Source organism: Exiguobacterium sp. E4787 (assembly GCF_018618375.1).
GTDB classification, from domain to species: Bacteria; Bacillota; Bacilli; order Exiguobacteriales; family Exiguobacteriaceae; genus Exiguobacterium; species Exiguobacterium chiriqhucha.
Map to the genome: position 1 here is coordinate 24,917 of NZ_JACSLY010000016.1, position 26,915 is coordinate 51,831.

At 45.4% G+C, this 26,915-nt stretch carries 29 protein-coding genes and 1 riboswitch; of the genes, 15 read left to right on the forward strand and 14 right to left on the reverse strand.

From position 1 onward, the window contains the following. Nucleotides 1-13 precede the first annotated feature (13 nt). The 9 genes from KNP80_RS14290 (at nt 14) to KNP80_RS14330 (ending at nt 8,326) form a co-directional block, all read left to right on the forward strand. A complete protein-coding gene (locus tag KNP80_RS14290; RefSeq protein ID WP_214834977.1) occupies nt 14-1,966 on the forward strand; it encodes a VirB4 family type IV secretion system protein in 1,953 nt (650 codons plus the stop codon). Beyond that, nucleotides 1,966-3,072, forward strand: coding sequence for a lysozyme family protein (locus tag KNP80_RS14295; protein ID WP_214834978.1), 1,107 nt, complete (start codon nt 1,966-1,968; stop codon nt 3,070-3,072). The genes KNP80_RS14290 and KNP80_RS14295 overlap by 1 nt, the downstream gene beginning before the upstream one ends. A gap of 30 nt (nt 3,073-3,102) precedes the next feature. Further along, nucleotides 3,103-3,681 (forward strand): hypothetical protein, encoded by a 579-nt coding sequence (locus tag KNP80_RS14300; protein WP_214834979.1) that lies wholly within the window; start codon nt 3,103-3,105, stop codon nt 3,679-3,681. Then, the gene (locus KNP80_RS14305; RefSeq protein ID WP_214834980.1) at nt 3,682-4,521 is read left to right on the forward strand and encodes a hypothetical protein; all 840 of its coding nucleotides are present in this window, start codon (nt 3,682-3,684) and stop codon (nt 4,519-4,521) included. Between the two features lie 192 nt (nt 4,522-4,713). Beyond that, nucleotides 4,714-4,965, forward strand: coding sequence for a hypothetical protein (locus tag KNP80_RS14310; RefSeq protein WP_214834981.1), 252 nt, complete (start codon nt 4,714-4,716; stop codon nt 4,963-4,965). Beyond that, nucleotides 4,958-6,133, forward strand: a complete 1,176-nt coding sequence (mobP2, locus tag KNP80_RS14315) for a MobP2 family relaxase (protein ID WP_214834982.1) — start codon at nt 4,958-4,960, stop codon at nt 6,131-6,133. The genes KNP80_RS14310 and mobP2 overlap by 8 nt, the downstream gene beginning before the upstream one ends. 9 nt (nt 6,134-6,142) lie before the next feature. Next, nucleotides 6,143-6,592, forward strand: coding sequence for a hypothetical protein (locus KNP80_RS14320; protein WP_214834983.1), 450 nt, complete (start codon nt 6,143-6,145; stop codon nt 6,590-6,592). 5 nt (nt 6,593-6,597) lie between these two features. After that, nucleotides 6,598-6,885, forward strand: coding sequence for a hypothetical protein (locus KNP80_RS14325; RefSeq protein ID WP_214834984.1), 288 nt, complete (start codon nt 6,598-6,600; stop codon nt 6,883-6,885). Nucleotides 6,886-6,889: 4 nt separating this feature from the next. Continuing rightward, nucleotides 6,890-8,326, forward strand: a complete 1,437-nt coding sequence (locus KNP80_RS14330; RefSeq protein ID WP_214834985.1) for an ImmA/IrrE family metallo-endopeptidase — start codon at nt 6,890-6,892, stop codon at nt 8,324-8,326. Between the two features lie 69 nt (nt 8,327-8,395). Here KNP80_RS14330 and mphN read toward each other — a convergent pair whose 3' ends face one another. From mphN to KNP80_RS14345, 3 genes are all read right to left on the reverse strand, one after another. Further along, nucleotides 8,396-9,286: a macrolide 2'-phosphotransferase MphN gene (gene mphN / locus KNP80_RS14335; RefSeq protein ID WP_012390442.1), complete on the reverse strand. Its 891-nt coding sequence runs from the start codon at nt 9,284-9,286 to the stop codon at nt 8,396-8,398. 539 nt (nt 9,287-9,825) lie between these two features. After that, nucleotides 9,826-10,050 (reverse strand): DUF3006 domain-containing protein, encoded by a 225-nt coding sequence (locus KNP80_RS14340; RefSeq protein ID WP_012390443.1) that lies wholly within the window; start codon nt 10,048-10,050, stop codon nt 9,826-9,828. Then, nucleotides 10,047-10,889, reverse strand: coding sequence for a ComEC/Rec2 family competence protein (locus tag KNP80_RS14345; protein ID WP_012390444.1), 843 nt, complete (start codon nt 10,887-10,889; stop codon nt 10,047-10,049). The genes KNP80_RS14340 and KNP80_RS14345 overlap by 4 nt, the downstream gene beginning before the upstream one ends. A 144-nt stretch (nt 10,890-11,033) precedes the next feature. Between KNP80_RS14345 and KNP80_RS14350 the strand changes: the two genes are divergently transcribed. Both KNP80_RS14350 and KNP80_RS14355 read left to right on the forward strand, forming a co-directional pair. After that, complete coding sequence (locus tag KNP80_RS14350) at nt 11,034-11,423, forward strand: hypothetical protein (RefSeq protein WP_012390445.1); 390 nt, start codon at nt 11,034-11,036, stop codon at nt 11,421-11,423. Nucleotides 11,424-11,468: 45 nt separating this feature from the next. Then, nucleotides 11,469-11,798, forward strand: a complete 330-nt coding sequence (locus KNP80_RS14355; protein ID WP_012390446.1) for an ArsR/SmtB family transcription factor — start codon at nt 11,469-11,471, stop codon at nt 11,796-11,798. A gap of 272 nt (nt 11,799-12,070) precedes the next feature. Here KNP80_RS14355 and KNP80_RS14360 read toward each other — a convergent pair whose 3' ends face one another. The 5 genes from KNP80_RS14360 to KNP80_RS14380 form a co-directional block, all read right to left on the reverse strand. Then, entirely contained in the window at nt 12,071-12,835 is a 765-nt protein-coding gene (locus KNP80_RS14360; RefSeq protein WP_214686151.1) for a DUF5626 family protein, read from the reverse strand. Between the two features lie 249 nt (nt 12,836-13,084). After that, on the reverse strand, nt 13,085-13,846 hold the full coding sequence (locus KNP80_RS14365) for a hypothetical protein (protein WP_214834986.1): 762 nt from the start codon (nt 13,844-13,846) through the stop codon (nt 13,085-13,087). 279 nt (nt 13,847-14,125) lie between these two features. Continuing rightward, on the reverse strand, nt 14,126-14,506 hold the full coding sequence (locus KNP80_RS14370) for a hypothetical protein (protein ID WP_214834987.1): 381 nt from the start codon (nt 14,504-14,506) through the stop codon (nt 14,126-14,128). Between the two features lie 139 nt (nt 14,507-14,645). Next, nucleotides 14,646-14,843 carry a hypothetical protein gene (locus tag KNP80_RS14375; protein ID WP_214686153.1) on the reverse strand — a complete coding sequence of 66 codons (198 nt, stop codon included), beginning with the start codon at nt 14,841-14,843 and terminating at the stop codon, nt 14,646-14,648. A 401-nt stretch (nt 14,844-15,244) separates the two neighbouring features. Next, nucleotides 15,245-15,700 carry a JAB domain-containing protein gene (locus tag KNP80_RS14380; RefSeq protein ID WP_214834988.1) on the reverse strand — a complete coding sequence of 152 codons (456 nt, stop codon included), beginning with the start codon at nt 15,698-15,700 and terminating at the stop codon, nt 15,245-15,247. A gap of 369 nt (nt 15,701-16,069) precedes the next feature. Between KNP80_RS14380 and KNP80_RS14385 the strand changes: the two genes are divergently transcribed. Then, nucleotides 16,070-16,411, forward strand: coding sequence for a YolD-like family protein (locus KNP80_RS14385; RefSeq protein ID WP_058765825.1), 342 nt, complete (start codon nt 16,070-16,072; stop codon nt 16,409-16,411). Nucleotides 16,412-16,547: 136 nt separating this feature from the next. On the opposite strand, the gene KNP80_RS14390 is transcribed toward KNP80_RS14385, so the two are convergent. Beyond that, a complete protein-coding gene (locus KNP80_RS14390) occupies nt 16,548-18,146 on the reverse strand; it encodes an AlwI family type II restriction endonuclease (RefSeq protein WP_214834989.1) in 1,599 nt (532 codons plus the stop codon). Continuing rightward, the gene (locus KNP80_RS14395) at nt 18,139-18,702 is read right to left on the reverse strand and encodes a hypothetical protein (protein ID WP_214834990.1); all 564 of its coding nucleotides are present in this window, start codon (nt 18,700-18,702) and stop codon (nt 18,139-18,141) included. The genes KNP80_RS14390 and KNP80_RS14395 overlap by 8 nt, the downstream gene beginning before the upstream one ends. A 227-nt stretch (nt 18,703-18,929) precedes the next feature. Here KNP80_RS14395 and KNP80_RS14400 point away from each other — a divergent pair, with 227 nt between their 5' ends. From KNP80_RS14400 to KNP80_RS14410, 3 genes are all read left to right on the forward strand, one after another. Then, nucleotides 18,930-20,066, forward strand: coding sequence for a DNA cytosine methyltransferase (locus tag KNP80_RS14400; RefSeq protein WP_214834991.1), 1,137 nt, complete (start codon nt 18,930-18,932; stop codon nt 20,064-20,066). A 16-nt stretch (nt 20,067-20,082) separates the two neighbouring features. Beyond that, a complete protein-coding gene (locus KNP80_RS14405) occupies nt 20,083-20,991 on the forward strand; it encodes an STM4504/CBY_0614 family protein (protein WP_214834992.1) in 909 nt (302 codons plus the stop codon). A gap of 175 nt (nt 20,992-21,166) precedes the next feature. Then, entirely contained in the window at nt 21,167-21,712 is a 546-nt protein-coding gene (locus KNP80_RS14410) for a recombinase family protein (RefSeq protein WP_214834993.1), read from the forward strand. 113 nt (nt 21,713-21,825) lie between these two features. On the opposite strand, the gene KNP80_RS14415 is transcribed toward KNP80_RS14410, so the two are convergent. The 4 genes from KNP80_RS14415 to KNP80_RS15950 form a co-directional block, all read right to left on the reverse strand. Beyond that, the gene (locus KNP80_RS14415) at nt 21,826-23,325 is read right to left on the reverse strand and encodes an ISL3 family transposase (RefSeq protein ID WP_214834994.1); all 1,500 of its coding nucleotides are present in this window, start codon (nt 23,323-23,325) and stop codon (nt 21,826-21,828) included. A 452-nt stretch (nt 23,326-23,777) separates the two neighbouring features. After that, nucleotides 23,778-25,085: an LLM class flavin-dependent oxidoreductase gene (locus KNP80_RS14420; RefSeq protein WP_214758562.1), complete on the reverse strand. Its 1,308-nt coding sequence runs from the start codon at nt 25,083-25,085 to the stop codon at nt 23,778-23,780. Between the two features lie 69 nt (nt 25,086-25,154). Continuing rightward, nucleotides 25,155-25,907, reverse strand: a complete 753-nt coding sequence (locus KNP80_RS14425; RefSeq protein ID WP_029336160.1) for a 3-oxoacyl-ACP reductase — start codon at nt 25,905-25,907, stop codon at nt 25,155-25,157. Nucleotides 25,908-26,101: 194 nt separating this feature from the next. After that, nucleotides 26,102-26,317 carry a hydroxyethylthiazole kinase gene (locus KNP80_RS15950; protein ID WP_114167518.1) on the reverse strand — a complete coding sequence of 72 codons (216 nt, stop codon included), beginning with the start codon at nt 26,315-26,317 and terminating at the stop codon, nt 26,102-26,104. Between the two features lie 131 nt (nt 26,318-26,448). Continuing rightward, nucleotides 26,449-26,550, reverse strand: a riboswitch (TPP riboswitch). Nucleotides 26,551-26,915: the final 365 nt, after the last annotated feature.

Genomic DNA, 26,915 nt, shown 5'->3' on the forward strand with positions numbered 1-26,915 from the left:
AGGAGTGACGCGCATGTGGCAGCGCCTGCGTGACAAGTTATCCAAACAACAGGACCCGGAGATCGTCAAAATCAAGAAAGGCTATAACCCCGACGTCATCGCCAAAATCCAGCCGCAGGGTGGTATTAAGTTCGACGCCAATTTCGTCCGGCTCGGGGACGGCTACCTGTCGTGTCTCCATGTTTATAAATATCAGTCGCTCGTCTATGACTACTGGCTCGAACCCATCTTGAACATGCCGGGCGTTTTGACGACGCTCGACATCGGGACGGCAGACAAGCGTGAGATTATCCAGACCATCAACAAGTCGATGGCCGAACAGAACACGCGCTTCGAGAACGCGAAGGACAACATCGACCGAATCGACGCCCGGGAGACGTACAAGGAACTGAACGAGCTCTATGAACAGATCACCCAAGGCGAGACGATGAAATATCTGCATCTGCGCCTCTATGTGAAGGCGAAGACGCTCGACGCGCTCGAGGTGAAAGTGCAGGAAGTGATGGAAGAACTTGAGGCCCGTAACTTCCGCTCGACGATCTTCCTGAACGAACAGGAATGGGAATGGCAGAGCCTGTTCACGAGCTATGACCAGCAACAGAGACTGCCGAACCGGCGCCGTGGGAAAGAGATCCCTTCCCTCTCTATCGCCGGCGGCTATCCGTTCCACTTCACGTCGCTCCAGGACGCGACCGGCACGTATTACGGGACGACCGACACGAACGGCAGCGTCATCTTCGACCTGTTCCATAAGGACAAACAACGCAAGTTCTACAACGCGCTCATGATCGGAAAGATGGGGTCCGGAAAGTCGACACTTCTTAAGAAGACGGTGCTCGACCAGGCGATCAAGGGCAACAAAATCCGCATCCTCGACGTCACGGGCGAATTCTCCGACCTCGTGCGCCAGCTCGGTGGGAAAGAAATCGCGCTCGACGGATCGGCCGGGCTCATCAACCCACTCCACGTCTATAAGACGGTGACGAACAATGACGGAAGCGCCAACGAGGCACTCTCGTTCATGCAGCATCTCTCGAAGATGGCCGTGTTCTATCACTACATCAACCCGGCGGCGACGCAGGAAGAGACGAACGAGTTCGAGATCCTGCTTCGCGATCTATACGTCCGGCACGGGCTCTGGGACGAACAAGGCGAACTGCCGATCACGACGCATCCGGCGAAGCGGTACCCGACGTTCTCCGACTTCTTGCATCTCGTGCGTCGTGAGCTCTACACGGACGACACGCGCACCTCAATCAAGGAGGCGATCAGCCCGAACCGGGTGCGACGTCTCGAGAACATCGAGCTCGCCATCACGAACCTCGTCCATAACTATGGCAACATCTTCGACGGACACTCCTCGATCGACCGGTTCGACGAAGAACTCATCGTCTCGTTCCCGCTCCGGAACCTGACGAGCCTACGCGACGAGGTGTTCCAGGCGCAGGTGTTCTCGCTCATGAACATGCTGTGGGACGGGATGATTGCCAACGGCTCGAGTCAACTGAAGGCCTATAACCAGGGCGTGCTCCGGACTGAAGAGGCATGCAAGTACCTCATCGTCATCGATGAGGCGCACCACTTGATCAACACGCGCGACATCGCCCAACCGGCCATCCTGTATCTGCAACGTTGCATGCGCGAGGCGCGCAAGTATTTCGGCGGCATCTTTTTCGTGTCGCACTTGATCACCGACTTCGTGCCGGCCGGATCGAAGTCCGAGAACGCGGAGAACGTCAAGTCGCTCTTCCAATTGACGCAATACAAGATTATCGGCGAACAGGACGCGGAGAGTATCCCGATCATCCAAACAGTGTTTGATGGCCAACTCTCGAACTCCGAGATGCGGATCATCCCCTCACTTGAGACGGGGCGTGTCGTCCTCAGTATCTCGGGCGTGCAGAACCTCATTTTTGACGTCGATGTCGCGCCCGAAGAGCTCGCCCTGTTCGGTGGAGGTGCCTGATGTGGGCGGCCACGAAACGGACGGCCCGCTTCGCCGTCACAGCCAAATGGCAGCTCGCGACGCTCAAGTGGCGGCTCATCCTGCTCGGCATTGCGACACTCGTGTTGTTCCTGGTCATCCTCGTTGTCGGCATCCTCGACACGCTCACGGGTGTCCAGAACGAACAACCGACCGACGTCCCGTTCGACACGGCCGGCGGTCTCCAGGTGAGCGAACAGGTTCTCCAATATCGGGGTTTGGTCGAGTCGGAACTGATGAAGCACGGACTGACCGAACAGACGAACCTCGTACTCGCGCTCATGATGCAGGAGAGTGGCGGCCGTGGCAGTGACCCGATGCAAGCGAGCGAATCGAAGTGTGGACGGATCGGATGCATCACCTCCCCCGAAGAGAGCATCGTCTACGGCGTCGAACACTTCGCCTCCGTCTTCGAACGGGCGAACCGTGACGTGCAGCTCACGTTACAGAGTTACAACTTCGGCGGCGGGTTTATCGAGTATGTCCAGGAGAACGGCGGACGTTACTCGAAAGAGCTCGCCATCTCGTTTTCGCAGATGATGTATCAGCGCGTGAAACACACCGGTATCTATCGTTGTCATCGCCCGAGCGCGGTCCAGCACGGTGCCTGTTACGGGGACATCGAGTATGTCGACGCGGTGTTGAAATATCTCGCGCCGGTCGCCGTCGCCGACCGGGTCATCACGAAAGAACTGTTGTCGGGGTTACGTTCCCCGCTCGCCATCCCGCTCAACGTGACATCGCGTTTCGGATGGCGCGTCGTCTTCGGACAACGGGACAACCACACCGGGATCGACTTCAGTTGCACCCCGTCCGACACGATCCACGCGGTCAAGAGTGGCACCGTCATCTATAGTGGGGACCGTGGACCGTACGGCAATCTCGTCCAAGTCCGGCACGACAACTACATCACGGCGTACGCGCACCTGAGTCGTCTCGGCGTCCAGACCGGGCAACAGATCAACGCTGGGCAAGCGCTCGGGTACTGCGGCACGACCGGCCGATCGAGCGGGAACCATCTTCATTTCGAGATCAAGACGAGCGAATGGTCCGGACATATCGACCCCGCACCGGTCTTCGGATTTTGAGTCATGGATGTATGGAAAGGAGGAGGAGGAATGAACTTCACCGCACGTCACCTCGCGTATCTGTTCGGGGTACTGCTTCTGATTTCACTCGCGGCGAACGCCTTTTTCTATCAACAAGTGACGGCTGTCACGAGTACTTCAGACCCTAGTGAGACGAAACATGAGAGCGTCACTCCCTCTGAATCGGAAACCTCCGAGGATACGCCGTCAGACACTGCACCAGTCGTCGCTTCGACGGAGATGGAACGAATGGAAGAGCTGGTGACACGCGCGACACGCTTCATCGAGTATGCCTTCACCATCACGAAGGACAGTTACACGCCCCAGAAACGACAGGCGAAAGAGGTCATGTCGGAAGATCTCGCGGCCACGTTATTCGCCGCGGACGGGAGTGATGTCGGCACGTTCGAGACGACCGTCCGCGATATCGAGGTGTTCCCTTCTGTCTCCGGAGAGGATTGTCTAGTCCGGTTCGAACAGGACCTGTTGATCACCGAGACGGGTTATGAAGAGACGACGCAAGAGCTGTTGGCCCTGACGTTCGAGTCCATCAACGGGCGTTTAGTTGTCACCGAGATGGAAGACCTGACATCGGAAGGAGGGATCTAGATGCGACGACAAACGCGACGCCGTCTCACCCAGAACGTCTCCCGGTTCTACCTCGGAATCGGGATATTCTTTGTCATCGGCTTCCTCTTCTTCGGTACCTCGTCGTTCTTCTTCGCCGAAGAATCACCGGTCAATGAGACACCAATCAACGAACCAATCCGACTCTCAAACGGGGAGACCGTGACGCTCCATGCATGGAGTTATGACAAGGAAAAGCAGACGATGCGCGTCCGAATCTCGCTCGATGAAGTACCAGGTAACACGAACGACCATCTCTTCCGCTATGTCTATAAGGCACGTCCGGATTCCGAGAAGGAAGTCATGGTGCTGTATGACCGGAACGATCAATACGTGCTCGAATTGAAAGATGTGCCGAGCGACTTCGACCAACTCGCCGTCCGAATCTATGGGGTGGACGAGTCACAATCAGTCGACGCACTCACACCCGAGGAACGGGAGAACAGTCTTTTGACGTCACTCTATGCCGACCGCCGGACCATCGAACAGGCGAACCACAGTTCATCTGATGAGACAACTTTCACGAGACAATTTGTTGAGGACGAGCTCGCGCAGACCGAGCGCCAGTTAGAAAAAGCGCAGCAGTCAGTCGAGGCGCAGCGACAACAAATCAAGCGACTTGACCGTGACAAAGAGGAGCTTGAAGACGAACTCCCCTACCTCTCGCTCGACGAACAGGTCGAACAAGAGAACGAAATTTTCGATCTTGGCCGGAAACGTGACGAGCTCAACCTGGAACTCGAGAAGCTCGAACAGTCGGTCGTAGCGCTCGAAGAAAAGCACGACAAGTTGCGCGTTCGGCTCCGGGAACTGTCGATTTAAGTGGCACATTTCGTGCCAAATCGCTGATTTTACTGGCACATTTCGTGCCATTTTCGGACTTTTGGTGATATCACGGAAACCCCAGGCTCTGCCTGGGCTATCACGACAAGTGATAGCAGTTTCCCCTTATGCTCTTTGAACGAACTTTTCGGACGTTGGCAATAGGTAACCTCTAGAAAGGTGGTCAGGTAGATGGATCTGTTACTCCGCGACATCGACCCCGTCATCGTGAAGCAAATCGATGAATGGGCGAAGGAACACAACTGCTCCCGGCAACAATATTTGAAAGAACTGCTCGCCTCTTGGTGCGCGAACGGCATCCAATCGACACAGGTCGAGCGGCTCGAACGACAGCTCGAGGCGAACACGCTCCATTTGAAACGGAGTGCGGACGAGCTCGCCGAGGTGACCCGGTTGTTGAACGAGGTGATGCAGGATGCGTGAGACGCCGGGCGTCGTTATCAAGTCGAAATTTAAGGTGCCGGGTACGAAAAAGAAGTCGCGTCGCTACACGACGTACCTCGACTACATCAATCGCCCGGACGCGAAAGATAGCCGCGAACAGTTCGAGACATATCACGACTATATGGAAGACGAGACGAAATCGAGCGGTCTGTTCACACGCGAGGACGACCGATTGAATGACGAAAAACGTCGCGCCGTCCGCGATATCTTCAAACATGCACAAGAGAACGGGAGCATCCTCTGGCAAGACGTTATCTCGTTCGACAACACCTGGCTACGAGAGACCGGTGTGCTCCACGACGACCTCGTCGACGAGAAACGATTGATCCAGGCGACGCGGAACGCGGTCGAGGCGATGCTCCAAAAAGAGAAGATGGTACACGCCTATTGGACCGGTGCCGTGCATTACAACACCGACAACATCCACGTGCATGTCGGCATCGTCGAGACGAGCCACATACGCGAGCGCGGCAAACGCAAACCGAAATCGATCGAGCTGATGAAGTCGAAGGTCATCCATTCCCTCGCCGACCGGACGAAAGAACAGGAGAAACTGAACGCCTTCATCCGCGACGAGTTGGTCGCCCATAAACGGAACCGAAAGATTCCAACGCTCCCGAACCGTGTCCTGCATCCCGAACTCGTCCGTCAATTTAAGGACATCTATGAACGTTTTAAGGACATCTATGAACGGTTGCCGGAAGACAAACGACAGTGGCGCTACAACATGAACGGGATGCAGCCACTCCGTGAATCGCTTGACCGTTTGACCGACCGCTATATCGACATTCACTTCAAATCAGAGTTTCAAGCCTTCAACGAGCGACTCGAACAGGAAGTGTCGTTCCATCGTCGTAGCTACGGCGACACGGAGAAGGCCGAGCGGTACCGGACGACAAAGCGACAGGATCTCTACACGCGGATGGGGAATGCCATCCTCTCCGAGATGCGCGACTTGTCAAAAGAACAGGCGACCGTTGAGAAAAATGGAGCCCCAAAACATCCGGTCCGACGCGCGTTCAACCAACAAAAAATCTTCAAGGAATCACTTTACCGAATCGAGCGGCATATGAACGATGAGTTCGAACATTTGAAGAACCAACGTGCTTTCGAACAGCTGGAACGGGACATCGAATATGGAAAGTGAGGGAGGACGATGGAAGAGTTGAGACAGATTCGTCTCCGGTTAAAGCCGGAGACGGTTGCGTATTTGGAGGAGTTCGCCGAGGACAAACGATTCGGTCATCTCGGTCAGGTCATCGACCATATCGCAGAAGAGCATAAACAACTGGCCTACGAGAAGTGGGACATGCAGTTCCTCATCCGCTCAATCAGCACGCAGGTATCCCGTCATATCGAGGAGATGATGAACGAGCAGGTATCGGCGGAACTCGAGCGGATCCGTCTCGCCGCGAACCGCTCCGACCGTCACGGACTAATCCTGACAGAGCTCCTTCAGGCGCTCATGCAGACCGAGGGCATCGAGGACATCATGACGACGGATCAGTTCAAGCCGACGTTCCTCGCGACGGCGGAACGTGTCGTCCAGGAACGCATCGAGCACCAAAAACAGAAGAAGGACACACTAACTTTTGAGAGAGGATGAACCTTATGCGACCACTTGACCGTCCCTTTACGATGGGACAACTGTTGACGCTTCAACCGAAAACTGTCTCGGTCCTTATTTATGGAAAACGGTACGAAATCCCGGTGTCCGTTTCCGAGCACCAACTTCTGACCGCCATTGCGCAAGACGAAATCGTCTTGCTTCCAGTCAATTTCGAGCGGACACGGTTGTTACTCGACATCTCGGAAACGTCGCCACAACTTGAACGTGAACTGAACGAATTCACGGATAGTGATGAATCTGTCACCGACTTGTTGAAGGAAGGAGTCTGACACGATGGCCAAGATGAAGACGAACGAAGAACGGAAAGCCGAGCTCGAGGCCTTGACCGAGCAGATGGGAAAACAGATCGACAGCTACTTCGAGAGTCCGGAGAAGATCCGGGAACATCTCCAGTTTCTCGGCAAGTTCCATCAATACTCGATGCGGAACGCGATCTTGATCGAGTCCCAGTTCCCCGGTGCGGTCGCGGTCGGCTCTTATCCGTTCTGGGAGAAGCAAGGCGCACAGGTACAAAAAGGTGAGCGTGGCATCAAAGTATTCGTCCCAAGTCCGGTGACGTATGCCTTGCACAAAGATGAATGGGTACCACTCAGCAAGGCACCGAAGCCGATCAAGGACGGTGTGAAACAAGGGCGAGTCCCGTCACGCAAGATGATGTACTTCAAGATCGGTCACGTGTTCGAGTACACGCAGACCGACGCTCGCGAGAAAGGGATCGAGGTCTCGGACATCTTCAAACGGTATCATAGGGACGGCGGGCTCGAGAACGAACAAGACATCCGCGACGCCTTGACGACGCTCGCGAATGCCCGGAATGTGACGCTCTTGGAGGAACCCCTCGACGAAATCGGGACGGCGAAGGGCTGTTACTATCCCGAACTACATGCGATCGCCTTGAACCCGCGGAACACATCAATCGAGAACATCACCGTCCTGATCCACGAGCTCGCCCATGCGGAGCTGCACAACCAGGAGCGGAATTTTGAACGAGACCAACCGCTCACGGCACCCGAAAAAGAGTTCCAAGCCGAGATGGTCGCCTATGTCGTCTCACATCAACTCGGTTTCCCGACGGATGACTTTTCGCTCTCCTATTTAGCCGGTTGGACGAAGGACAAGGAACTCCTCGACAAGGAAAAATTGTTGCAGGAGGTTCACCAGACGTCTGCGACTTTCCTCGATCATATCGAATTACACTTAGAAAAGGTGCGCACGTTGGAACAAGAAAAGGAACAGACCCCACTTGAATATATCGAGCAACTAGATCGGCGTATGGGATGGAAAGACACCGACCTCACACTCTACGAACGGGTGCACGCCGTACAGAATGTGTTTCCTGAAGAAGTAGGATCCTATCTAAACGCAAAAGCGGCTCTCGAGACGAACCTGAAGATGGATCGCGTCGATGAGCCGCTCATGTATATTCATGGTAAAGGATTCGGCTTTCAACAGTTCGGTATTGCAAATAGTCATGACTTCGGTGAAGATCAGCTTGTGGCTTATACAATCGCATTACCGAATCAACCATTGGTCAGTGGTCACTTCGTCCCGGAAAGTGCCGTACATCCTTTACACCATCTTGAAAAAACCAATCGTTTGGAGAGACCGGTCCTGAAATCGCTTGAAAATCACTGGCATGACGTGTTGTTAGATGAAGAACAAAAGTCCCTTTCAAGAATTTCATTGTTTAACATCGAAAGACTCTGGTGACATTCGTGGGTATGATGATTTAAAAATTCATGCCCTTTTCAATTTCAGAGCGCTGCCATTGCTTTTACCTCATACATTTTGTGTAAGCATATGAGCAGCTGTTTCACGCATATCTTGTAGGTCAGATATCTCTGCGAATTCAGCTACAGTTATTGCGCTGGTTGTTAACAACTCAATTATATGCTCATCCATTCTTGACCATGTTCTTCCGCCTGCATTGTCGTAAGCATCGAGTAACTTTGTCAAACCATCCTTACCAAACAGTAATAGATGTGATAGAAAATCCACAGATGTGTCCGCAATACTAATTTCTGTCCAATCTATCAAACCAGAGACCTCAAAATTCTTATTTATTAGTATGTGGCCAGGGTGTAAATCCCCGTGGCTTACACCTACATGCGATGGCCATAGCGAATCATTCGCCAACCATTCTTGCCAACGCTCCCATAGCTCTGAATTCACATGATACTTCTGTCTCACCTTCTCCATCCGTATCTTCATTGAACTGTTTAAATCTCTAGCATATAGAGTTTTGATACCGATTTCTTTGAAGTGTCGATGTGGTAATGTGTGTAGTTCTGCCAATACTTTACCTAATGACTGATAGTAAGATTGTGGTGTATTCTCTTTGTCAAAACTCCAGATGTAATCTTGTTGCTCTACATCAATTGTTGCAACCGGAACACCATCTAATTGCTTATACGCAATTAGTTCATCATCAAAAATTGACCAATTTGGAACTTGAAAACTCACATGTTCTTCCATAATTTCTAGTGCCCCCTTTTCTTTCAAGGCGCTCCTCATCGAATCTAATCTTCGAGGAATTCTTAGTATCCACTTGCTACCAAGCTTATCTTTTGCATAAGCAACTTGAAAATCAACACCCGATTCATTTACCACAATGCTATTCTCTAACACATCTAATCCTTTATTTTTTGCAAGCCGTTTAAATTCGTTCATGATTTGTTCCTCCAATTTTTATGTTGTGCGATAAGCAAGTGAAATGTATGCATTTTTAATACTTTTTCATTTCAATCTTTTCTAATTAGACTTAACTAAATGAAGTCATAAAAAAAATCACAGACAAAATGGTGTCTGTGATCAAGAGTAAATGAGCTACAACCAAGAAGCGTCCATTATCAAAAATAAAAGGACACGACAAAAAGAGTTGTAAATCTGCTATGTTTGTAAGTGTGTGGTTTCTTCGTCAAAGATTGATAAAAATGTGCAGACTACTCCCATTTACTCTGTTTTATGAAAACAGAGCCTTTGAACATATTCAATTAGCCATTGTTCAAAGTGTGGTGGCGTAATCTCCCGGCGTGCATCATTCTTAACAATCCTCCTAGTGAATATTATGCTGTTGACTTTATATCAGTTTTTATTCAATGTCAATCGAGCTTTATATTTAGATAAAAATTATTTGCCGATTTGTCTTTATTAAAAAATACTGATTTGTAAGTTTTAAAAATACAATCATGAATAATTGATACTCGTTTTTAATCTTCCCAAAGCTCATCCATCAACTCATCGATATCACTCGATAATCGTTTGCGTTCCTTGGCGTCCACTTCAACTTTCCCATCTTCATAAAACCAAAGCACATCTCCAGGTTGAATCAACTTAGGAAGCCGAGACTTTGGAATATCCTCCATCACTTCCCTGAATTCGACGACAGCCAAGTCCCCTTCAAATCGATCGATGATTCCCCGCCGTCTCTTCATTTGGATTTTTTCACGGCGTAACTCGAGCCGTTCCCCGTGATGATGATCGTACCGTTCTTATCTGTGCGAAGTGTGTTCACCTTCTGACGTTTCAAGTTCGTCACCACTTCGGACGTCGGATGCCCGTAGCTATTCTTCCCGACACTGATGATGGCATGCTTCGGTTTGACCGTGTTCAGGAACGTGCTGCTTGTCGACGTCTTGGCACCGTGATGCCCCACCTTCAAGACATCCGCTCGGAGCGTCTGTTTCTTCGCCATCATGTCCTTCTCAGAAACGTGTTCCGCGTCCCCTGTGAACAAGAACGTGTTCTTCTTGTACGTGACATGAAGGACTGCACTCCAGTTGTTCAAGTCACTGTTCGAGTAGGCTTTGACCGGACCCACAAACTTCGCACTGACACCTTTGATCGGTAGTTTCACGCCGGCCTGTGCCGTTTTGATGGTCTTCCCTTCCCGTTTGACGGCTTGAAGGAAGTCTTTATAGGCTTGGGTCGTGTGCTTCACTTTTGGCGCGTAGACGTTCTCGACACGATAGGCATCCAAAATTTCATCTAATCCACCGATATGATCCGCGTCCGGATGCGTCGAGATCAACACCTCGATATCATCCACTTTTTGCTTTTTGAGATAGGCGACGATGGCATCGCCCTTTCCTTTGTTCCCCCCGTCGATGATGACGTCCTCACCGCTCGGCATCTTGATATAGATAGCGTCTCCCTGCCCGACATCGATGTAATGGACTTTGATGCTCGCAGCAGCTGATGCTTCCCCGTATGGCGACACCAATAGCGCTCCACTAAATAGAACGGCACTCCCGATCTTGATCAATTTATTCATCTTCTATCACTCCACTTTAAAATTATTGTAAAATTATCCAACACACCTTTATTATAATCCGGTATTTGTTAAATAGCTTCTTATTCCTGTGGTTGACCACATACATAAATAGGTAAGGTATAATTGATAGGAGGAGTAAGAGAAATGGACTTACGAAAACCAATCGCAATAAACAAAACATATAAACCGGTTCTGATTTTTAAAGACGGGGTGGAATTAAAAGAGTGTGTCTCCATTCAGGAAGCCGCACACTATCTTAAGGCATACACGTTATACACCGCCATGCCGTATCGCCACATTATGAATGGCATCATCCTTGATGAGACCTGGATCCATGAGGGGAGCAGCTATCGGTTCACCACTGATTCTAATGTAAAGAAAACAACACTGAAGGAAATTAAGATTCAAAATAAGGAATACATTCAAGGGCATATCTATATAAAACCTAACACTTGGGGGTACTCAACCTACTATTTAACTGTAGGTAAAGAAATTCTGAGACAAACCCATGTACTTAAAATGGTATATATTTGAACTTGCACTTGCATTCAAATTTCATATGTAATAAAATAATTACATATGAAAGACTTACAAGTAAACGAGGAAATTTTAAGTACTTTATTGGCGCTAGCTAACCCTTATAGACTACAAATTCTTTATTTACTTACTTTAAATCGAGAGTATGTAAGTGAGTTAGCTAGAAAAATGGGCATTAGTAGACCGTTACTTTACTTGCACTTAAAAAAACTTGAGGAGGTAAATCTAGTTAGTAGCCATCTTGAAATATCAGAATCTGGTAAATCTTTGAAATTTTACCATTTAACTGATTTGAATTTCACTTTAAACGAAACAGTTCTTAAGTCAATGTTTGAAAAAAACGATATTGAAGGAGATAATATTAGTGACTAGTATCTACTTAACATTTTTCTCATTTGTTCAAATTTTTCTTCCAATAATAGTATCAATCGTAGCATTAATTCTCATATTTAGATTTATTAATAGATATGAGAAAAAATCTGAAGAAAGATCCGCTATAGAAAAGCAACAGTTGGACTACATATCTAACAAAGTAAATGAAATAGAAAAATTACTTAAACAAATTGACTAATTTAGTCTAGTTTTAAGCAAAAAGGCTTAATTCCATAAATGAAATTAAGCCTTTTTACAAATAAAACTGATATTTAATAACTATATGCCGAGCTATAGCTATCTTTACCCACAAACAACTTCAACCAGCATGAAACTGATCCAAGTCCATCGTAGGCTACAAAATTAAAGTCTAACTTTGCAGATGCTTTATAATCCTGAGTCTCTTTTGCTCTAGTTATTTTCAGACCAGTAAAAGTAGTGGTTCCACCTTTACCAACTAGTTTGTAATCATACACTCTTTGAATGAAATCCATCCCACCCTGTACTAAAGTGAAATCCGCATAAAAATATGCATCAGCCACACCAATGTTTTTACGAACTTGGGCTTTTTTATATGCTTTATATCCCGATCCCCCTGTAACCGTTCCTGGCGTTACAGTCATAGGCTGAATCATTCCAGGCACTGACGGTGTTGCTTCAAAAGTCTCTACCGTAGTCGGCTCAATAGTTGTTGCCGCAACAGAACCATCTGCGTAAATCTCAATCTGTTCAATATTCCCCGCTTTATCACTGTTCTGAATAAAATCAATTGGCTCAACGTTCGGTTTTAGAGAATCCCAAATCTCTCCATTTTCAAGCTTGTTTATTAATTTCTCTTGAGTCACCACGTCTACATTGTATGTAGCTAAAAACTCTTTAAGAGAAACGATTTCTTCTGCTGGAATATTAATATTACCCTTAACCTCTGTCGCTTTTTCTACGCTTGATTGATTTTCACTTGCTTGAACAGATCCAATCCCCGTTGTTAATGAGAGCGTTAACACAGGTATCATTAATCCCCCTACAATTTTCTTCATAAGTATACCTCCTGTTTTTATTTTCACTTCATTTACCACAATAATGTAATTTTAATTACATTTCAATACATTAATAATAATTATTTCCTTTAATTTATTTTAAAGGATAATTATGTTTTTTGAATTTTAACACGGTTCTGAACCTAATTCTTAATCCGTGCGAGAGCAATGAAAATTGCCCGTCCCGTTAAATAAAAGTGCGAATTTTCGACCTTTTATTTAATCTGTTATATTCCGTTGTTAAAAAAGTTAGTAACTATACGCCGAGCTATAACCATCTTTACCTACATACAATTTCAACCAGCAAGATACTGCTCCTGCGCTATATGGAGTAAATTTAAAATCTAATGTCGCAGATGATTTATAATCCTGAGTCTCTTTTGCTCTAGTTATTTTCAGACCAGTAAAAGTAGTGGTTCCACCTCTTCCAATTAGTTTATGACCGTATACTCTTTGAATGAAATCCATCCCACCCTGTACTAAAGTGAAATCCGCATAAAAATATGCATCAATCACACCAGTATCTCTACGAACTTGGGCTTTTGTATATGCTTTATATCCCGATCCCCCTGTAACCGTTCCTGGCGTTACAGTCATAGGCTGAATCATTCCAGGCACTGACGGTGTTGCTTCAAAAGTCTCTACCATAGTCGGCTCAATAGTTGTTGCCGCAACAGAACCATCTGCGTAAATCTCAATCTGTTCAATATTCCCCGCTTTATCACTGTTCTGAATAAAATCAATTGGCTCAACGTTCGGTTTTAGAGAATCCCAAATCTCTCCATTTTCAAGCTTGTTTATTAATTTCTCTTGAGTCACCACGTCTACATTGTATGTAGCTAAAAACTCTTTAAGAGAAACGATTTCTTCTGCTGGAATATTAATATTACCCTTAACCTCTGTCGCTTTTTCTACGCTTGATTGATTTTCACTTGCTTGAACAGATCCAATCCCCGTTGTTAATGAGAGCGTTAACACAGGTATCATTAATCCCCCTACAATTTTCTTCATAAGTATACCTCCTGTTTTTTTTCCCTTCATTTACCACAATAATGTAAAAAAAATTACATTTCAATACATTTACAATTTTATATTATCTTAATTTTATTTTTGGTATAATTTTGTTTTTATAAACCTAAGATTTCAAAAAACACCATTCGGCCGAATGGTGTTCCTTGCGTGGCGTTAGACGCGCCCACGCTTTTGCTTTTGACGTTGCCCTTACGCTCCGTGCCTCCCGTTAGAAAGGTCCAGGAACATAGAGATGCGGCGGTGAGCCAGCAGCTCTTGTTATCGGGCCGTCAGGGGGGCAGCGGTGCGATGAGCGACTTCGCCAACGGGCGTTAGACGCTCACGCATGAGCCCGGATCCCCATTCCTTTTCCCATGCCCCGTCTTCAGACACGCTCCAATCTTCGAAGCGATACTTGATGATCCAATGGACATGCATCACTTCATATTCGAATACACCCTCGGATAGCTCTGAGACGACGAAGCTGACCTCTCTATCGGCCACCACCCAGGTCCCATATAGATACACAATCTTGATCGGATGCTCTTCCGCGTCCAGATAGATCACTACGCGAAAGTAAGGCGAGTTCCGTCCCTCATCGAACCGGACGAACGGATCCAATCCATCGAACGCATAGTCATCAAGTAGCCGCTCGTCCATCACGTCTCACCCTTTCAGTCTTTATAGACCGATTCTCGATACTTATGTGATTCACGCCTCGTTAAAGACTCACGTGAGAAAAAATAAATGTATACACGTATACAAATCTACAAGTATACATGTATACATTTTGAAACAATCAGTTATGTACTTGAAGCGTGTTTGTATTAAAGAAGACCGTCATTTGTTTTAATCGTTCTCCTTCTTTCACCTCACAAAGGATATCCATACTTACTAACTCAAATGCTTCAGGATCGATGTCCATCCGTTCAGGAAGTCTTCTAAGTAATACCTCTTTCATCTCTTTGATCGTTTGTTGGTCCAATGTGTGACTCATTTGAATCATCCTCTCCTGTTGATAGCTCAACGATACCTTGAATCTGACCACTCGACATCTCGGCTTGTTTCATATAAGCCCTGGGCTTGTTTGAAACAAGCCCAGGGCTTACGTAGGAAAAACGGCCATTTTCACCAAACAAGCACTCATTTCTTCATCAATCCAAACATCTCAAATACACATTCATGAAAAGACAGAGCAACATGATTTCTTTATGCCTTTGACTTCTCACCAAATCATTTGTTTTCGCCACGCGAAAACATTCCTTTTCCCGGATCCGAATTCTGGATCCAGGCGAGAGCAACGCGAGTCGCAAATCCCATAAAAGAAAAACGTATGTTTTTCCTCCTTGCCCTTACCGGACGGAACAGGACCGGTCCCCCGGCCCCGCTCCTTTCCATTCAACCCATGTAACCTCGCTGTTTCATGCTGACATATGACTCGTCCGCACCGAGGATGAGATGGTCGAGCACCGGGATGCCGATGAGGTCTCCCGCTTCATGCAACCGTTCGGAGACGAGGATGTCCTCCCGGCTCGGGCTCGGGTCCCCGCTCGGATGTTGGTGACAGGCGATGATGCACGAGGCATTGTTCAAAATCGCGCATTTGAAGATTTCTCTCGGGTGAACGACACTCGAATTGACGCTCCCGACATGCGCCCGGTGGACGCCGATGACCCGGTTCTTTGTGTTCAACATGATGACGAGGAACACCTCACGGTCATCATCCCCGATGAATGATGACCCGATTTGCCGAGCATTGTCAGGTGATTGGATGACGGCGTGCTCGAGGGCGACCATTTCTTCTCGAATCTCTTGCTTGATACGGATGACCTCGATGATTGACGATAGTTCCATGTTGGTTTGTCCCCTTTCGGATAAGCTGACCTCAGAACGAACACCGTTGTGCGTCCTGTTGACGGGAACGAAGCGAGCGTCGGGAGACGGTGCAAGGGCGACCGCAGAGAGAGCCTCAAAAAAATGCGTAGAGCGCATGCAGGACTAGGCTTCCGTAGCCAACGAGCGAAAAGCCTTGCTTTGAGCCAAAAGCGGAGGAAGACGGGCCGGAGGGCGCGTCATTTTTTTGACGTCCCTTGCACCGATGACCAGCGAGCTAGAGTACGGAAACAGGACGCACGGATCAATAATCAAAAAAGAGCTGTTCAAACGAGATAAATCGGGTATAAAATAAGAACAAATGTTCGTTTATATGAAAGGAGAATTGTGATGACGATGTATCGCGATCGAGGTGAGCTGAAATGGATCCCATTTCTCATGCCCGAACACAGAGCCTTACTGACGAAATACTATAAAGAAATTCAAAAGATCGAGATGCCTGATATCGACGAACAGGTCCTATCGGTCTATGAAAACGTGCTGAATGATGCAATTTTCAGTGGGAATCTGGTGGAGGTGAAATATGTGGAGGAGCGGGAGATGAAACGATTCAGAGGATTCGTGCACCGGACAAACTACATGGAGCGGACCGTCGAGCTGGCCAATCAAAGGGACGGGATCATCCATGTGCCGTTCGAGGCAATCATTCACGTGGAACAATCGATAGACTAACGCCCTGGCGGTTGTTCGAAGTCTGCGTCACGAAACGAAGTGTCGCTCCTCGACTTTCCAAAAATAGAAGGGAAGAACACAATTGTTCTTCCCTTCGCGGCACGATTCACTTATATAACTGGATTTGTATTTTGATTTATACGAATTGCTTTAAATCATTGAATCCTTTGTTTTTAGCATTCTCAATAAATAAACGGACCCGTTCTTCTCGAGGGATTTGATTCTCCAAACAATAATCTAGAAAACCAATCAACACCTCACGCGTGATCATTAATCCTTCGATCGTTTCACCTGTTAATTTTTCCGCAAGAGACGTGATTGACTTTAATTTTTTCTCACCCGTAAAGCCTCCAGAGGTGACATATCCATAAAACTCAAGCTTACTATCGTCATATGTCATATAGTTTTGAATGTACTCTGATGCCATGTAATTCGCGAGCTGTTGCGTTAAGCCAAATCCATTCGGGTAATGTTTGGTGTCGATGATGCCATGAATGGAACCTGAACGAATTAGAATTTCGATTTCTGTTTGCTTACCCTGAATTTTAGGCTGATAGATTGTCTCGAAACCGATCGCCTTCAAGATGTCAGTGGTCGTTCGTTCAAATTCATTGTGCGTCATGTCCCCTAGATATCTCTCTACAAAATCTTCAGAAAGGTGGTTCATCGTTCCTTGTCCGGCTCGAACCGCACTCACAGCTTTCAGTGCATCGCGTTTTCCGAAGATAGGTTCGAGATAAGATAGAAGCTCTTCATCTGTCCATTCTGTGGGAGTAGGGATTTTACTTAAAGCGACTTCAATTTTTTTGGCCATTTTAGCCGAGTTATTGGCAGGTTTGATGTCACCAAACTCATTTGATTTGTAGCTGTCAATGTCTAGGCCGCTGCTCTGGGCCATCCGTTCCACTGATATGAGGTAACGAGTGTTAAACGGGTAACGCGTATCATAGTAAGCGATACTCTTCATCGCCGCCTCGACCAAAGACAGATCTGTTTTCAGAATCGACGTTCCTCTCTCATATTCAACTAGTCCTGTATACTCACATAGCAACATGAATGTGTGTGCAACGTCTGAATGAGCCTGATAGTAATCGCGAGCGGCCTTATCGTTTCGGGCTCGATGATCGTAGTGAACCGCGACCTCTTGCTTCATTGCTTCTTTTTGTTCTGGAGACGCACTTCGGAACGATAGGATTTTTGAGACAACCTCTTGTTCCTGTGAATCTTTTTGTGCGGTTAAAACAAAATACGTGATTTCTTCTTTAGATAGACGATACTCAAGATCTGCACGTTGTACGAGTTTGATTAAAAAGCGCGCAGGGCGAATACGGAATCCCTCTTCGAATTTCGGACGGAATCCTTTTTCCATGAAATAGGCATTCGGAATTTGAAGCGTAAGAATTTGTTTCTTCACATTTTCATACGGTTGGACCCCGTCTACTAAAGCTTTCCCTACCTTAGTCGGTTTTACAAATCCTTCTTTGTCGATGTAACAATACGAGAACGTCTTTAACATCGCACACCACGTACGTCCACCTGATCCATCGTTGCTTACGTTGTTACGCTTTAATCCATGTGCCGCGAGGACCGATTCATAGTGCTTGTGCAGTTCTCGATTCCCTTCCCATTTCTTTGTGAAATTATCTGTCGCCTCTTTCAATGCAGTGACGGCCTCCGCGTGGAATTGAGGATCTCTCTCCGGTCGTGTGATAAACCATACTTTACGTTCAGCCATATCGTTTCATCCTTTCGCTTCTCATTTTATTTTTACGTTCTCGTATGTCTGGTCGTTCATTCAATTCAATCAATAATTGTTTTTTGACCATTCGGTTTCCCGGCAATGGATTTTTGTCATAATATTCGACGACTCGATAGATGACATCAAAATGATTTTCGACTGCCTCATCAAACTCAATTTCACCATCGAGTTCAGATACCGATTCGATAGTCTCTGCATACTTTCTAATGATCTCTTGGATTTCGAGAATCGAGATATTTGATGGATCACTGTTTTTTGTAAAAGAAGATATCGTCCCATTCATCAGCTCTTCTTTCATCTCAAGTGCGGCTTTCCAGTATCGAATCAACGTGATCGCATTGAAGACGTTTCCGGCACGTTCGTCTCGATAAATTGAGTTGACTTCTCGTCCTGTCTTTTCCGATAGGATCCTTCTGATATCCTTTTGTGCCAAATGTTCCTTGAACGCACTTATGATTTCTTCTGTGATGAAACTCGAACAGAGGTACATTTCACATAACTCTCTTAAGTTTCTAAGGCGCTTATCTTTCAATTGTTCCTCCCCCTCTTAGGTATCTGTTGCTAAATTTAGATTACAACAGGCTATCAAAGTAAAATCATTCGACATTGAATGATTTTACTTTGATAGCCTTCTGTATTTTAGTTTTTGTAATTTGAGCTTAAGGGCTGCTATTTGTTAAAAAGAGATGTAGAATAGGCTTATGAGTAAGCAAGAACATACTTTCGTTTTTATTAGCATTAACAGTGAGGAGTTTTATTATGATATTTAAAAAAGGTGAACTATTTAATGGTCCAGGTGGCCTTTCTCTTGGTGCGAAAAATGCACGCGTGATTCATCCAGAGACAAACGAGGAGTATCGGATCGTACATGAATGGTCGAACGACTACGATGAGCAAGCTTGTAAAACATTCCGTTTCAACATCTGTGATGATATTGATGATAATTCCGTCCATCACGGGCCCGTCGAACAACTTCCAATCGGAGACAAGTCTGTCCTGGGTGACATCGATTGCTTCGCATTCGGATTCCCATGTAATGACTACAGCCAAGTAGGTGAGAAGCATGGATTGAACGGAACATTCGGTCCCCTCTACTCTTATGGAGTTAAAGTACTGAACGAGTACCAACCAAAATTTTTCGTCGCAGAGAACGTCGGTGGTCTTCAAAGTGCCAACGAAGGTAAAGCGTTCATTCAGATTTTGACTGAGCTTGAAGAGTGCGGCTATGTATTGACGCCTCACCTCTATAAATTTGAACTTTATGGCGTCCCTCAGGCTCGTCACCGGATCATCATCGTTGGGATTCGCAAAGATTTGGCAGAGCAAGGAATCGAATTTAAAGTTCCGGCGCCACTTAACACACTCGACAATGTCAAAACAGCAAGTGAGGCAATCTTGAATCCTCCGATTCCAGAAGATGCAATGAACAACGAACTGACTAAGCATTCTAGTAAAGTGGTAGAAATGCTCAGACACATTCCTCCTGGCGAAAACGCTTGGTACTTAGGAATTCCAGAACACTTACGTTTAAACGTCAAGGGTGCACGTCTGAGTTCGATTTATAAACGATTGGACCCGAACCGTCCAGCGTATACGGTGACTGGTAGCGGTGGTGGCGGTACGCATATGTATCATTGGGAAGAAGAACGTGCTTTGACAAACCGTGAGCGGGCTCGCCTCCAAACCTTCCCGGATGATTTCGTGTTCATTGGTAGCAAGGAGCAGGTACGCAAACAAATCGGCATGGCCGTTCCTCCTGCAGGAGCTCAAATTGTGTTCGAGGCGATTTTGAAGACTTTTGCTGGAATAGAATACGATTTTATTGAACCTACGCCAAAACTTCAATTGAATAATCTAAAGAGTGATCGAAAAATTCCAAAAGTCACAATAAAATAGTTAGAAGGAGATCCCTATGCTATTTTCAAAGCGGTATAGTCCTCAAGATATTGAAATCTATTCATATGATTCACTGTCAAAAAGGTTTAGAATTCAGGCACATCATCTTATAAAAGAACTTTATCGTGTCGATGATCCTTACGACTATGAACACTTAAAACACATTTTCAAATGGATACATGACGAAATATGTTCTGAACACGCGCTTTTCTCGTTTGATGACGCCCCAGGATGCCAAGAATATGATTATCAGCCTATCGAAAGTTGTTTGAATTTCATAATAAACTGTGAAGAAGACGACTGGGTAGTCGATATGATTGAATTATTAATCGGAGTAAGACTCGACGAAGCCAGTAATCCGTATTCATACAAGTATGGATTGTCATCAAAAGACGCGGTAGATAAACTAAATAAACGTTTTAAAGAAAACGGTATAGGTCTTGATTTTGTACAAGGTCAAATCGTTAGAGTCGACTCTACATTACTTTATATTGAAGCAATAAAGCCCGCTTTAACTCTAATGCATAACGCTCAATTCCATGGTCCTCTTGATGAATATCTTGATGCCCATAATCAATTCAAAAATGGAGATAATAAAGGCGCTATCATTTCAGTTGCAAAAGCATTCGAGAGCACTCTAAAAATCATCTGCATGACAAACGGATGGGACATTGGGAAAGGGAACGCTTCTTCCTTGATAAATGCTCTATTTACTAATGATTTTTTACCAAATTACTATCAAACTCAACTTAACTCTCTAAAAACAACACTAGAAGTATTGCCCACAGTAAGAAACAAAAATGCAGGGCATGGTCAAGGTGCAGATGTAGTTGAAATACCAGACTTTTTAACACAATATGCATTAAATCTTGCAGGTACAAATATCACTTTTTTAATTAAAACTTTTGAAGAGTACAAAATCTAAAGTATGTATTTAAAACGAACGTTAAAAAGACATGTTCGTTAATTAATTCACATGATAATGAAAAGGGCTATTTAAAGCCCTTTTCATTATCGTTTGATTGTCTTTTAACTCATCTTTTTATCAATGTTCATTTTCTGTTATATTTAACGAGTAAACAAACAAATGGAGGTACTTCATGACGAAAATTGGTTATGCACGAGTGTCGACCCTCGATCAGAACTTGGACTCACAACTAGATGAACTTAATAAAGCTGGTTGTACTAAAATTTTTCAAGAGAAGGCATCTAGTGTTAAAAAGAGACCTGAATTTGAAAAGTGCTTAGATTATCTACGAGAAGGTGATACCCTAGTCGTCTGGAAGCTAGATCGGTTAGGGAGAACCACAAAGAAGCTTCTTGAATTGATTGATGATTTGAAAAGTCGCGGAATAAATCTTCAAATTATTACACTAGGTATAGATACCTCTACGGCTGCCGGCCGACTATTCTTCACTATGATGGCGGGATTGGCAGAAATGGAACGAGAATTGATTCGCGAACGTACAAATACTGGTTTAATAGCAGCACGTGCTCGAGGACGTTTAGGTGGGCGGAAAAAGATTGATCCAGATATTTTGACTCGTGCATATATGATGTATGAAGATAAAATGACGGTAAATGATATCACTAAAACGTTAAATATTTCTCGTTCTACATTTTATAAGTATATGAAAGAGCAATGATATTTGATTTATGTCAACAGCGGTTTAAAATTGGTTCTTCCTCACTTTTGATGAAACGCTTCATCCCTATGGTTATATAGACATCGATTCATATTTCAGTAGAACAACGAGCCTCAAGTGACATTCAATATTTTGATGCGCAACAGCTCCAATCCTGCCCGACCATACATTTGACGTTTGATCGTCTTGAGTCGGTTGACCTGTCCCTCGACCATGCCGTTTGACCAGGGCAGCGTCATCCCGAGCCGGATGGCATCGATGTCCCCTCGTATATAGGTTGTGAAAGAGGCTAGTGGGGTTTCGTTCATCCGTTCTGCCTGTTCACACCATTTTAGGATATCCTGTTCAGACGTCGCTTTGCCGAAAAGATTCTTGAACGAACGGACGAGCTCGTTCAATACCTTCAAGAAAGGATAGATGTTCAGTATCTTTATGAGAAGTGGTTTGTTAGAAGGCTCGTCCTCCCAGCGGACTTTCTGGATGATTCGTCGATTGATGTTAATCTCGTGTGGGACTGCTTTTTTCAATCTTGCCACGTAAGGTCGAAACGTACTGATTCCACGGAGATATCCTTTCCGTTTCAGCGTCCGGTACATCCATTCGGTCGTCCTACCTTGGCGGATCCATCTGACGATGTCTCCCTTGTAGATGTCTGCGCTGTGTCGTCGAAGTGACCGACTGATTCTTGGTGGCTCTGTCATCTGTAGGTATCTACGACACGTCTTTGGGTCGATATGGTGACGTCTGATCAACTCGGAGATCGGAACGCCCTGTCTTGCATCCTGTTGTACTGCGAGAATAAGCGTCCATTTTCTTCTTTCAGCGTCTGTCAGTTCACGTTCGAAGTTTAGACCATCCGGTTCGAGAAGGATTTTTTCGCTAGATGGAAGACGTCGCTTCAAGATTTCTTCAATTTTCTTCCCTAAGTTATGAAACAAGTGCCATCGGTCACTCACCTGCTGAATCGTCTCATCGGCCAAACGGATGGCCTCCCGAAACTCGATGGACCCGTCGCGTGCCACCACCTGGATGGTGGGATGCGAACGAATCCAAGCACAGACGGTTTTGACATCTCGAGAGGGAAGTAAGGCAATCGGGAGTCGTGTCTCTAGATCACAGATGATTGTCCCGTACTTTTTTCGTTTTCTCCAGGCCCAGTCATCAATGCCAACCACGCGAGGGTCAGACACCTTCCGATGATGTTTTGAGCGTTTCAACAGTCTGAGTAGCGTACTATCGCTGATATTGTTCAAGATACGTTCCAGCCCGATCGCACTCATCCCACTTAAGAGCCTCAGTAGCCCACGTTCTAAACGGATTGTTCTGCGGGAGTGTGGTCGACACAGGGAAGGAAATCTCTCTGTAAAGATACTTGAGGGACAGCTTGGTTCGTCGCAGAAGAAACATCTTGCCTGAATCCGTAGCTGCACATCAAATCCGAACACACGCTCATCGTGCAATGTCCTGATGTATCGGCTATGGACACGATGTGAGCTTTTAGTGCAATGGAGACAGGATGCGCACGACTTTTTTCCATGACAAATGAACTGATATGTTTCATCACGACAGTTCACCTCGACCACTTCTAGTTCTGGAAGAAACTCGTTTAACATGATTGATCCCTTCAATCCTTTTAGTAAACTAATTCCCGAAGATTACCTTCATCAAAAGTGAGGAAGAACCAATTTTAAACCGCTGTTGACACCGATTACGAAGGAAACCACACTCATTTTTAGTCATGAGTGTTCAGATCCTATCAGAAGAGGAGTCTCTCACTAATAGTTCATTCTTTTTCGTCGATTTCTGACTGTCCTGTCTCTTGGTTGTAGAAGCAACATAGGTTTCTATTTATAAGAATGTCTGAATAGAAAAACCCCTGATCTGCCGTATCTACTTTTCTTCACTAGAAGGGCCATTATAGAAGATATATTCCTAAAAACAGATATTTACTATTTCATAGAAGGACTCTTCACTCCTCCTACCAGGTCTATTTACATTAAAGAAACTCTAGAATTAAGGTGCAACAAAGCTAATCTCCTATTTAGTTGATGTATAATCAGTCTACCTATTTCAACCCAAGATGTTCTCTTAGTGTTTTTCCCTCGTACTGTTTTCTGAAAATCTCTCTTTTCTGCATTTCGGGAACAACTAATTCAATGAAGTCCTCTAAGCTCTCAGGTAGCGTAGGAGGCATGAGATTGAATCCATCTGCCACGCCTTTGTCTAGCCACATCTCCATCTGATCAACAATCTCTTCGGGTGTTCCGATTAAGGTGAAGTGCCCTCCACCGGCACTAAGAAATCCTAATAGTTCCTTTACTGTAGGATTAGTATCATGAATAATTTCAAGTATTGTCTCATATCGACCTACAGGACCATTAAATTGCTCTAAAGGTGGTAATGTGGGCACTTTTAAATCGATTTCCCAGTCCGTACAATCCATCTGGAGAAAATAACTCAGTTGTTTTAACGCTGTCTCTAGAGGCAACATTTCATCTAATGCTTGCTTTTTAGCCAAGGCTTCTTCACGGGTCTTTCCTACATATGTAACAAGACCTGGAAAAACTTTGATTTGCTGTTTGCACCCTCCATTTTGCTTGATGGCCTCATCTAACTTTTGACGATATTTCATAGCCTGACTTATATTCCAAGATACTGAATAGACTGCCTCCGCATGTTTGGCTGCTAGTTGAATACCTTGCTTTGAGGCCCCTGCTTGCATGGCCACCGGTTTTCCTTGAGGGCTCTTTGGTGTAGTGGATGGACCCCTCACATTAAAAAATTCTCCTTTGTGATTGATAGGGAAAATATTATCAGGGTTGATTAACTGACGTCGCACTCGGTCAGCGAGAACCTCTTCTCTATCCCAAGACAAGAAGAGTTTATGCATCAATTCTGCGAATTCATCTGCCTTCTTATACCTCTCTTCATGGGATGGAAGACTCTCCATGCCGTGATTCCATGCTTCTTCATCTCTCATAGACGTCACTAGGTTCCAACCCACTCTTCCATTTGTAATATGTTCTAGGCTCAACAACTGTCTTGAGGCTGTAAAAGGATTTGAAAAAGTACTCGAGATGGTTGAGACGAGCCCTACATATTTTGTCACTTGAGAAATAGCTGTCAAATTGATTAATGGGTCGAACCAAAATGCCGGTATTTCATTTGGTTCTTGTGCCAGGAAAGATTGACTGTCTGCGAAGAAGACAGCGTCAAAGCATCCTTTTTCAGCTAACTGCGCCAAGGATTGATAATATTCTATCTCCCCTACCCGGTTAACACTTGAGTTCGGCATCAACCACGCAGCCTGATGATGTCCACACCCATAAACCAAAACCCCTATATTAAGTTGATTCTTTTGAATAACCGTCATTACTCTTCCCCCTAAGACTAGACCAATATATTATGCCTTCCTATCTTACATATGGAGGTAATAATACATTTAGTTCATCGTTAGTCCACCATCTACTGTGAAATTTTGCCCTGTGATACCTTCCGCCTCTTTAGATGACAGATAAACGACCAAATGGGCCACCTGTTCCGGAGTTGTCACTTTTCTCAAAGGTGTAGAATTAGCAATCAGTTCAAAGACCTCTTGAGACGTTACTGAACTGGCATCAGTCACTTTCAACAAACCACCTGATACGACATTTGCTTTAATTCCGTATTGTCCCAGTTCAGAGGCTATATTGCGTGTAAAACCTATAAGTCCTGCTTTTGCGGTTGTATACTCGTGGTAGGGGACAACTGGATTTTGGTAGAGATTCGTACCAATACTGATGATACTTCCGTTTTGTCTCTCCATGAATTGGGGTAAGACACTTTGAATCGCATTGAAGGCCCCTTTTAATGTTCCATCCAGCTGTCTTTGATAATCTTTCCATGAAAGATCTATAAAAGACTTTTGCTGTATCGGATCGAATTTGAAGTCTACCAATGCATTATTGACCACCACATCAATTTGACCAAAATAGTTGGTCGCCACTTTCACCATCTCATCCACTTCTTGGCGATTTGTCACATCAGCGTATAGAGCTATAGCATTTTGTTCACCGAGCTCCGAAACAAGTCCTTCTGCCTTCTCTTTACTTTTGTAATAGTTAATCACTACATTAAACCCTTTTTCAACTAAAGCTTTTGCTATCGTAGCACCAAGACCCTTGCTACTTCCTGTCACCAAAACTGTTCTTTTCACGTCACCACTCCTATACTTTTAGTTGCAATCGCAAGTACAAATCAAAAAGTGAAAGATATTACCCCTGCACTGCCTTTAGTCTTTCCAATAAATTTAATTCTTCCGTACCAACTTTAAATGAATGTCTTTCTGAATAGTACTATCGGTTTACTGTTTAGGTAGAACCGACAAAGAATGTCGTTCAAACCTTTTCCCTAAAACCCAGGCGAGTAGAGCTCCACTAATGAAGCCAGCAGTCCTGTTCCAATCACCTCACTACCGGCTGCCATTATTCTCCTCTGTGTATACTTGTACAGTAGTCCTGCAAATGAGCAACCTACAGCGAGCAATCCATTAGCTTGAAAATTTGCAAAGATCTGATTTGTAATACAATGTACAATTGGCGCTCTTTCACGAACAGAGAGTTGCATGAGTATCCCTCCGCACTCGGTTGCTTTTTTAAACTGTTGTACAATGATCCATGCCTATTACCCCTTTCTTGAACGCAAAAAACCGCCTCCTGAAGATAGGAGGCGGCGAAAGACCAGTTAAATAGAAAGTATAAAAGGTTCGCACACTTCCCTCCGCTGGTATGACCCAGATCAGGTTCAAAGGGTCCGGACTCTTGTCCGTCTCAGCCAATTCGGCTCCCCTAGTGTATTTAGGTATTTTGTTTTCACGACCACTATAACAAATCCTAATTTTTATGTAAAGCCTGGTATCTACTGTCTACAGAGGTTGTGCAGGAAGTAAACCTTGTCTTACGAGTGTTTCGTACTAGATGTTTTAATTATAAGATACCTATTAGCTTGTATGATATTTTAAATGAGCTCTGATTTATAGGAATTGCTCTTCTTATTTTTCCCCCTCCCTAAAACCACACCAGGCTGTTTTTTTATCCTTGATGAATTATAAAATTAAGTGCAACATCTGAACGTGAACGCAAAAAAAAGCCCACAGCGATGGCCTCGTTTAGAATGAAGTTACGACACAAACATTCAGACGGAGGAATCGCTATGAGCTACACCC

Excerpts from the sequence above, each read along its gene's own strand:
- KNP80_RS14295 (WP_214834978.1), top strand. The coding sequence starts at position 1,966 with ATGTGGGCGGCCACGAAACGGACGGCCCGCTTCGCCGTCACAGCCAAA.
- KNP80_RS14415 (WP_214834994.1), bottom strand. The coding sequence starts at position 23,325 with ATGTTAAACGAGTTTCTTCCAGAACTAGAAGTGGTCGAGGTGAACTGT.
- KNP80_RS14340 (WP_012390443.1), bottom strand. The coding sequence starts at position 10,050 with ATGAAGAGACGGCGGGGAATCATCGATCGATTTGAAGGGGACTTGGCT.
- KNP80_RS14360 (WP_214686151.1), bottom strand. The coding sequence starts at position 12,835 with ATGAAGAAAATTGTAGGGGGATTAATGATACCTGTGTTAACGCTCTCA.
- mobP2 (WP_214834982.1), top strand. The coding sequence starts at position 4,958 with ATGCGTGAGACGCCGGGCGTCGTTATCAAGTCGAAATTTAAGGTGCCG.
- KNP80_RS14385 (WP_058765825.1), top strand. The coding sequence starts at position 16,070 with ATGACGATGTATCGCGATCGAGGTGAGCTGAAATGGATCCCATTTCTC.
- KNP80_RS14390 (WP_214834989.1), bottom strand. The coding sequence starts at position 18,146 with ATGGCTGAACGTAAAGTATGGTTTATCACACGACCGGAGAGAGATCCT.
- mphN (WP_012390442.1), bottom strand. The coding sequence starts at position 9,286 with ATGAACGAATTTAAACGGCTTGCAAAAAATAAAGGATTAGATGTGTTA.
- KNP80_RS14365 (WP_214834986.1), bottom strand. The coding sequence starts at position 13,846 with ATGAAGAAAATTGTAGGGGGATTAATGATACCTGTGTTAACGCTCTCA.
- KNP80_RS14380 (WP_214834988.1), bottom strand. The coding sequence starts at position 15,700 with ATGGAACTATCGTCAATCATCGAGGTCATCCGTATCAAGCAAGAGATT.
- KNP80_RS14300 (WP_214834979.1), top strand. The coding sequence starts at position 3,103 with ATGAACTTCACCGCACGTCACCTCGCGTATCTGTTCGGGGTACTGCTT.
- KNP80_RS14310 (WP_214834981.1), top strand. The coding sequence starts at position 4,714 with ATGGATCTGTTACTCCGCGACATCGACCCCGTCATCGTGAAGCAAATC.
- KNP80_RS14305 (WP_214834980.1), top strand. The coding sequence starts at position 3,682 with ATGCGACGACAAACGCGACGCCGTCTCACCCAGAACGTCTCCCGGTTC.
- KNP80_RS14350 (WP_012390445.1), top strand. The coding sequence starts at position 11,034 with ATGGACTTACGAAAACCAATCGCAATAAACAAAACATATAAACCGGTT.
- KNP80_RS14400 (WP_214834991.1), top strand. The coding sequence starts at position 18,930 with ATGATATTTAAAAAAGGTGAACTATTTAATGGTCCAGGTGGCCTTTCT.
- KNP80_RS14405 (WP_214834992.1), top strand. The coding sequence starts at position 20,083 with ATGCTATTTTCAAAGCGGTATAGTCCTCAAGATATTGAAATCTATTCA.
- KNP80_RS14370 (WP_214834987.1), bottom strand. The coding sequence starts at position 14,506 with ATGGACGAGCGGCTACTTGATGACTATGCGTTCGATGGATTGGATCCG.
- KNP80_RS14345 (WP_012390444.1), bottom strand. The coding sequence starts at position 10,889 with ATGAATAAATTGATCAAGATCGGGAGTGCCGTTCTATTTAGTGGAGCG.
- KNP80_RS14290 (WP_214834977.1), top strand. The coding sequence starts at position 14 with ATGTGGCAGCGCCTGCGTGACAAGTTATCCAAACAACAGGACCCGGAG.
- KNP80_RS14330 (WP_214834985.1), top strand. The coding sequence starts at position 6,890 with ATGGCCAAGATGAAGACGAACGAAGAACGGAAAGCCGAGCTCGAGGCC.
- KNP80_RS14410 (WP_214834993.1), top strand. The coding sequence starts at position 21,167 with ATGACGAAAATTGGTTATGCACGAGTGTCGACCCTCGATCAGAACTTG.
- KNP80_RS14325 (WP_214834984.1), top strand. The coding sequence starts at position 6,598 with ATGCGACCACTTGACCGTCCCTTTACGATGGGACAACTGTTGACGCTT.
- KNP80_RS14420 (WP_214758562.1), bottom strand. The coding sequence starts at position 25,085 with ATGACGGTTATTCAAAAGAATCAACTTAATATAGGGGTTTTGGTTTAT.
- KNP80_RS14355 (WP_012390446.1), top strand. The coding sequence starts at position 11,469 with ATGAAAGACTTACAAGTAAACGAGGAAATTTTAAGTACTTTATTGGCG.
- KNP80_RS14375 (WP_214686153.1), bottom strand. The coding sequence starts at position 14,843 with ATGAGTCACACATTGGACCAACAAACGATCAAAGAGATGAAAGAGGTA.
- KNP80_RS14320 (WP_214834983.1), top strand. The coding sequence starts at position 6,143 with ATGGAAGAGTTGAGACAGATTCGTCTCCGGTTAAAGCCGGAGACGGTT.
- KNP80_RS15950 (WP_114167518.1), bottom strand. The coding sequence starts at position 26,317 with ATGCAACTCTCTGTTCGTGAAAGAGCGCCAATTGTACATTGTATTACA.